We start from the raw sequence: 4,783 nt of genomic DNA on the forward strand, positions 1-4,783 counted from the left end.
GTCAACCTGCTGGAAAAGCCAACCAACGGCCACATCATCGTTGACGGAATCGACCTGACTCAGCTTTCCAATCAGGAGCTGACACTGGCCCGCCGTAAAATCGGTATGATCTTCCAGCATTTCAACCTGCTCTCTTCCCGTACTGTGTTCGACAATGTTGCCCTGCCGCTGGAACTTGCCGGTAGCACAAAAGCGGACATCAAAACCAAAGTCAACGAGCTGCTGCAGCTCGTTGGTCTGGCGGATAAAAGCGAGTCTTACCCGTCAAACTTAAGTGGCGGCCAGAAACAACGTGTCGCCATTGCCCGCGCACTGGCGTCCGATCCCAAGGTACTGCTATGCGATGAAGCAACCAGCGCCCTGGATCCGGCGACCACTCAGTCTATTCTCGAGCTGCTAAAAGAGATCAATCGCAAGCTGAATCTCACTATCTTGCTGATCACCCACGAAATGGACGTAGTGAAAAGCATCTGTGCCGAAGTAGCGATTATTGGCGGTGGCGAGCTGGTCGAAAAAGGCCCGGTCGGTGAAATCTTTGCCCACCCGAAAACGGAGCTGGCGCGTGATTTCATCCGCTCGACCCTAGACCTATCTATTCCCGAGGATTACAGAACACGCCTTGTCGAGCAACGTATCGACAACAGCTACCCACTGGTACGCCTTGAATTCACCGGCGCCTCGGTTGACGCTCCGCTGATCAGCCAGGTGGCCCGCGAGTTCAATATTGATATCAGTATTCTGAGCTCGGATATGGACTATGCCGGCGGCGTGAAATTCGGCCTAATGCTGGCCGAGCTATTTGGCACTGAGCAGGCAGCAGAACAGGCCATTGCTTTCCTTCGTGATCACAAAGTTAATGTAGAGGTATTGGGATATGTTGCTTGAGTCTATTGCTAACTGGTGGCAAGCCAACGAACGCCTGACCTACCTGCTGATCGATGCACTGGGCGAAACACTGCTGATGGTGTTTGCGTCGGGTCTTATCGGCTTTGTTATCGGTATTCCTGCCGGCGTTGCCCTCCATCTTACCAAAGATGGCGGTTTGCTTGAGAACAAGGCGCTGAATAAGATCCTGGGGACGATCACCAATATTGGCCGTTCTATCCCGTTCATTATTCTGCTGGTTGCCATCATCCCGTTTACCCGGTTTGTGGTCGGCAGCTCTATCGGCACCGCCGCGGCCATTGTCCCGCTGACTGTTGGCGCAATTCCTTTTATTGCCCGTCTGGTCGAAGGCGCGCTGCTGGAAGTGCCGACTGGTTTGGTTGAAGCAGCTCAGGCAATGGGCGCGACGCCACGCCAAATCATCAACAAAGTCCTGCTGCCGGAAGCGCTGCCGGGCATCATAAATGCCGTCACCATTACTCTTGTTACGCTGGTCAGCTACTCGGCCATGGCCGGTACTGTCGGCGGCGGTGGCTTGGGCGATGTCGGTATCCGTTACGGCTACCAGCGATTCGACGGCACTGTCATGATGATCACCGTGGTAATGCTGGTGATCCTGGTGCAAATCATTCAGTCGGCCGGTGACCATTTGGTCAAGCGCGTCGACCACCGCTAAACAGAAAAAAACATTAATTAATAATTACCATCTAGTATTACGGAAAACCCCGCTTTAAGGAGAAGTTACATGGCGTTTAATCTTAAGAATCTTTTTGCCGTCGCAGGCTTGGCATCAGCACTTGTACTAACTGGTTGTGGCGAAAAAGAAACCGCAGTCGATACCAGCAAGATTAAAATCGGGGTGATGGCCGGTGCAGAAGCCCAAGTAGCCGAAGTGGCAGCCAAGGAAGCCAAGGATAAATACGGTCTTGATGTCGAACTGATCACCTTTACCGATTACATCTCGCCGAACGCGGCACTGGAAGACGGCTCTATCGATATCAATGCCTTCCAACACAAGCCATACCTGGATCAGCAAGTCACGGATCAGGGATATAAATTTGCCATTGCAGGCAACACTTTTGTCTACCCGATTGCTGCCTACTCAAGCAAAATCAAATCTATCGACGAGCTAAAAGACGGCGATCAGATTGCCGTACCAAACGACCCGACAAACCTTGGCCGCTCGCTGCTACTACTTGAACAGCAAGGCCTGCTGAAACTGAAAGAAGGTGCCGGACTGACAGCAACGGTACTGGATATCGTCGAAAGCCCGAAGAACCTGAAAATTGTCGAGCTGGAAGCCGCGCAGCTGCCTCGCTCTCTTGATGATGTCGCACTGGCAATCATTAACACTACTTATGCCAGCAGCATCAACCTGACGCCTGAGCGCGACGGTGTCTTTGTTGAAGACAAAGAATCACCATACGTTAACCTGATTGTTGCCCGCGAAGATAATGTCAGTGCCGAAAACGTGCAGACATTCGTCAAAGCCTACCAGTCAGAGGCAGTATATACTGCAGCACAAGAAATCTTCCAGGGTGGCGTTGTTAAAGGCTGGTAAGCCCTTTTCCAAAACACCAGGAATGAAATGCTGACAAATAAAAGAGGCTTCCCAATTCGGGAAGCCTCTTTGCTTTATATCGCCTGCGAATATGCGCCCCAATCGAGGCATTAATTTTCCCCGTCGGCACTATTTTTTCTTCACTTTTCCCTGCACGGCCTTAAACCTTGGGTTGGACTTGCAGATCACATACACACGCCCCCGGCGTTTTACAATCTGGCAGTCACGATGACGGGCCTTTGCACTTTTCAGCGAGCTTAATACTTTCATTATACTCTCCTTCCTATTTTTCCTTCTTCGCACCAAACTTCCCGAATCGGCGGCTAAAGTTAGCCATTCGCCCTTCAGTGCTGATCACACGCTGCTTGCCGGTGTAAAACGGATGGGACTCTGAAGAGACGTCCAGAGTGTAATAGGGATATTCCTGGCCATCTTTCCAGGTAATCGTCTTATCCGTTTTTAGCGTTGACCCCACCAAGAAGTACTTATCAACACTCGTATCATGAAATACAACGGTTCGATAATCGGGGTGGATACCTGGTTTCATTTTGCAATCCTCATTTAGCGGTTACTTGATCAATCATAGCTTATGATACGTTATAACATATCATTTGATAATAATTCTCATATTCAGGTCAAGTGCTTTTTTATGGTATGTTCTGCGCAATCAGAGAAAAGGCGTTATCCAGATGTCATATCAAATTGAGCCAATCGGTATTATTCACTCTCCCTACAAAGAAAAATTTGCCGTACCCCGTCAGCCCGGCCTGGTACCGAGCGCACGCTCGGAAATCGTCCTACAGGGGGAGGCCAACGCACTCGAGGCGGTACGCGGCCTTGAACAATTCAGCCATCTCTGGCTGTTATTCTTGTTTAATCAGAATCTGGAAGCTGGCTGGCGACCGACTGTTCGCCCTCCCCGTCTCGGCGGTAATGAACGAATCGGCGTCTTCGCCAGCCGTGCAACCTTCCGGCCTAACGGAATTGGCATGTCAGCCGTTGAGTTCAAGGGCATTCGCCAAGATGGAAAAGATATCGTGATTGAGCTCGGTGGTGTCGATCTGGTCGATGGCACCCCAGTTGTAGATATCAAACCCTATATCCCCTACTCAGACAGCCTGCCTCAGGCTACCGGCGGGTTTGCCGAAGAGGAACCGGACACATTACCTGTGGTTTTCACCGCTAGGGCCGAATCGCAACTAACAGGAAAACAGCTTGCAAGACAACGGGCCGTGATTGAAGAGGTGCTGGCGCAGGATCCTCGCCCGGCCTACAAAAAGGGCAAGCCAGATAGCAAAGAGTATGGGGTCCACTTATTCAACTACAATGTTAAGTTCACCGTTGACGACGAGAAAGTCACCGTCACCAAGCTGGACAAGCCTGTGGCAAATAGAAAAGATTAAGCGCACGGCAGCCTGTTCCTTTTGGCGAACAGCCAAATGGCTGGTAGTATATACGGTTACCGCCACTGTAGGCGGGCGGGGATGTCCCCATTACTTATCAAATTCATATCAACCAACGGATACCATCAATGCGTACCAGTAAATATCTTCTTTCAACGCTGAAGGAGACTCCAAACGACGCAGAAGTTATCAGCCACCAGCTGATGCTACGTGCAGGTATGATCCGTAAGCTGGCTTCAGGTCTTTATACCTGGCTACCTACAGGTCTGCGTGTTCTGCGTAAGGTCGAAAATATTGTTCGTGAAGAAATGAACAATGCCGGTGCAGTCGAAACGTTAATGCCCGTGGTTCAGCCCTCTGAACTATGGGAAGAAACAGGTCGCTGGGACAAGTTTGGCCCCGAGCTGCTACGTATCGCTGACCGTCACGACCGACCGTTTGTGCTAGGTCCGACTCACGAGGAAGTGATCACGGACATGGTTCGCAACGAAGTGAAATCTTACAAGCAGCTTCCGCTGAACCTGTACCAGATCCAGACTAAATTCCGTGACGAAGTTCGTCCACGCTTTGGTGTTATGCGCTCACGTGAGTTCATCATGAAAGATGCCTACTCTTTCCACCTGGACAAAGAAAGCCTGGTAGAAACATACGAGACAATGCATCAGGCATATTGCAACGTATTCAGCCGTATGGGACTGGACTTCCGCCCGGTATTGGCGGATACAGGTTCTATCGGTGGCTCTGGCTCTCACGAGTTCCACGTACTGGCAGAAAGCGGTGAAGACTTGATTGCCTTCTCTACAGAATCTGACTACGCGGCTAACATTGAAAAAGCTGAAGCGCTGGCGCCAACAACAGAGCGTGCAGCACCAACAGCTGAGATGACGTTGGTTGATACACCGGATGCGAAAACAATCGCCGAGCTTGTCGAGCA

General features: G+C 50.8%; 7 protein-coding genes. 5 read left to right on the forward strand and 2 right to left on the reverse strand.

Going from position 1 to position 4,783, the window contains the following annotated elements:
- The 3 genes from metN to MHN01_RS16840 form a co-directional block, all read left to right on the forward strand.
- On the forward strand, window positions 1–885 hold an 885-nt coding region (gene metN / locus MHN01_RS16830), incomplete at its 5' end, for a methionine ABC transporter ATP-binding protein MetN (protein WP_239412399.1).
- Window positions 875–1,561 (forward strand): methionine ABC transporter permease, encoded by a 687-nt coding sequence (locus MHN01_RS16835; protein ID WP_239412400.1) that lies wholly within the window; start codon window positions 875–877, stop codon window positions 1,559–1,561. The genes metN and MHN01_RS16835, both read left to right, overlap by 11 nt.
- A gap of 69 nt (window positions 1,562–1,630) precedes the next feature.
- Window positions 1,631–2,446, forward strand: coding sequence for a MetQ/NlpA family lipoprotein (locus tag MHN01_RS16840; RefSeq protein WP_239412401.1), 816 nt, complete (start codon window positions 1,631–1,633; stop codon window positions 2,444–2,446).
- Between the two features lie 129 nt (window positions 2,447–2,575).
- Here the strand turns inward: MHN01_RS16840 and ykgO are convergent, their stop codons facing one another.
- Together ykgO and MHN01_RS16850 are read right to left on the reverse strand one after the other, a co-directional pair.
- A complete protein-coding gene (gene ykgO, locus MHN01_RS16845; RefSeq protein ID WP_075762742.1) occupies window positions 2,576–2,716 on the reverse strand; it encodes a type B 50S ribosomal protein L36 in 141 nt (46 codons plus the stop codon).
- A 13-nt stretch (window positions 2,717–2,729) separates the two neighbouring features.
- Window positions 2,730–2,993: a type B 50S ribosomal protein L31 gene (locus MHN01_RS16850; RefSeq protein WP_239412402.1), complete on the reverse strand. Its 264-nt coding sequence runs from the start codon at window positions 2,991–2,993 to the stop codon at window positions 2,730–2,732.
- 142 nt (window positions 2,994–3,135) lie between these two features.
- Between MHN01_RS16850 and tsaA the strand changes: the two genes are divergently transcribed.
- Both tsaA and proS read left to right on the forward strand, forming a co-directional pair.
- A complete protein-coding gene (gene tsaA / locus MHN01_RS16855) occupies window positions 3,136–3,849 on the forward strand; it encodes a tRNA (N6-threonylcarbamoyladenosine(37)-N6)-methyltransferase TrmO (RefSeq protein WP_239412403.1) in 714 nt (237 codons plus the stop codon).
- A 128-nt stretch (window positions 3,850–3,977) separates the two neighbouring features.
- Window positions 3,978–4,783 (forward strand): proline--tRNA ligase (proS, locus tag MHN01_RS16860; protein WP_239412404.1); only part of this gene is annotated, 806 nt, incomplete at its 3' end.

The organism is Photobacterium sp. OFAV2-7 (assembly GCF_022347985.1).
GTDB lineage: Bacteria > Pseudomonadota > Gammaproteobacteria > Enterobacterales > Vibrionaceae > Photobacterium.